This is a genomic window from Mesorhizobium sp. M7A.F.Ca.CA.002.04.1.1 (genome assembly GCF_004022805.1).
In the GTDB taxonomy this organism is placed as follows: Bacteria; Pseudomonadota; Alphaproteobacteria; order Rhizobiales; family Rhizobiaceae; genus Mesorhizobium; species Mesorhizobium ciceri.
Map to the genome: position 1 here is coordinate 1 of NZ_RZPL01001100.1, position 1,144 is coordinate 1,144.

General features: G+C 65.6%; 1 protein-coding gene and 1 pseudogene. Both read left to right on the plus strand.

Features of this window, described 5'->3' with window-relative positions; genetic code table 11:
• Positions 1–455: pseudogene (locus ENZ75_RS32470) on the plus strand (ABC transporter permease); the annotation flags it as partial.
• Positions 456–458: 3 nt separating this feature from the next.
• Positions 459–1,144 (plus strand): ABC transporter permease (locus ENZ75_RS32475; protein WP_164888204.1); only part of this gene is annotated, 686 nt, incomplete at its 3' end.

Consider the following 1,144-nt stretch of genomic DNA (forward strand, 5'->3'; position numbering starts at 1 on the left):
TGCTTGGGCTGGCGGCGATCATCATCGTGCATCTGGTGATGACGCGCACGGCGTTCGGGCTGAAGCTGAGGATCGTCGGCGCCAATCCACGAGCGGCGGTTCACTCGGGGCTCGGCGTTCCCGGCCTGACCGTCGCCGTCTTCGCCATTTCGGCCGGGCTGGCCGGGCTTGCCGGCGCCGTCGACATCATCGGCGTCCAGGGCAATGTCCGCGCCGACTGGAATCCCGCCTACGGGCTTGCCGTGATACCCGCCGTGTTTCTCGCCCGTATGAACGGCTTTGCGGCCATCGGCTTCGTGTTCCTGCTTTCGGTGCTTTCGATCGGCGGCGAGAGCGCGGCGCGCCGGCTCGGCGTGCCCAATCATTTCACGCTGGTGCTGGTTTCCATCGTGCTGATCGTGCTCGCGCTCGCCGAATATTTCGATCACCGATACAACCAGTCGCGGAGGGCCTAGGGCATGACCGGGCTCTTCAGCGAGGTCTTTCTCAGCGCGCTGCTGTTCGGCGCCGTCACCGCAGCGATCCCGCTGCTGCTTGCCGGGCTCGGCGAGCAGATCTCCGAGAAGGCTGGCGTGCTCAATATCGGCATCGAAGGCATGATGCTGGCCGGCGCCTATCTCGGCTTTGTCGGCGCTTTCTATTCCGGGTCGCTGTGGCTGGGCTTTCTCACCGGCGCCGCCGGGGGTGCTGCGGTGGCGCTTGTCATGGCGCTGCTTTGCGTGCGCATCGGGCTCAACCAGATCGTCATCGGCATCGCGCTGACCTTGGGGCTGGAAGGCCTGACGGCGCTGCTCCACCATTTCCAGTTCTCGCGCAGCTATCCGCGCCTGCCGGCGGCGGATGCGACTGTCATTCCGCTGCTTTCGGACCTTCCGGTCATCGGGCCTGCATTCTTCAAGCATCATCTGATCGTCTATCTGGCGGTCGCGCTGGTTTTCGGCATGGGCTACATCTACCGGCGCACGCAGTTGGGCCTCAATTTGCAGGCGGCAGGCGACAAGCCGGCCGCGCTCGATGTCGCCGGCATCGATGTCGTGCGGACCCGCACCATCGCCGTGCTGACGACCGGAGCGCTGGCCGGGCTCGGGGGCGCGTATCTCGCCAATGTCGGGGCCGGCCTGTTCATTCCGTTCATCACCAATGG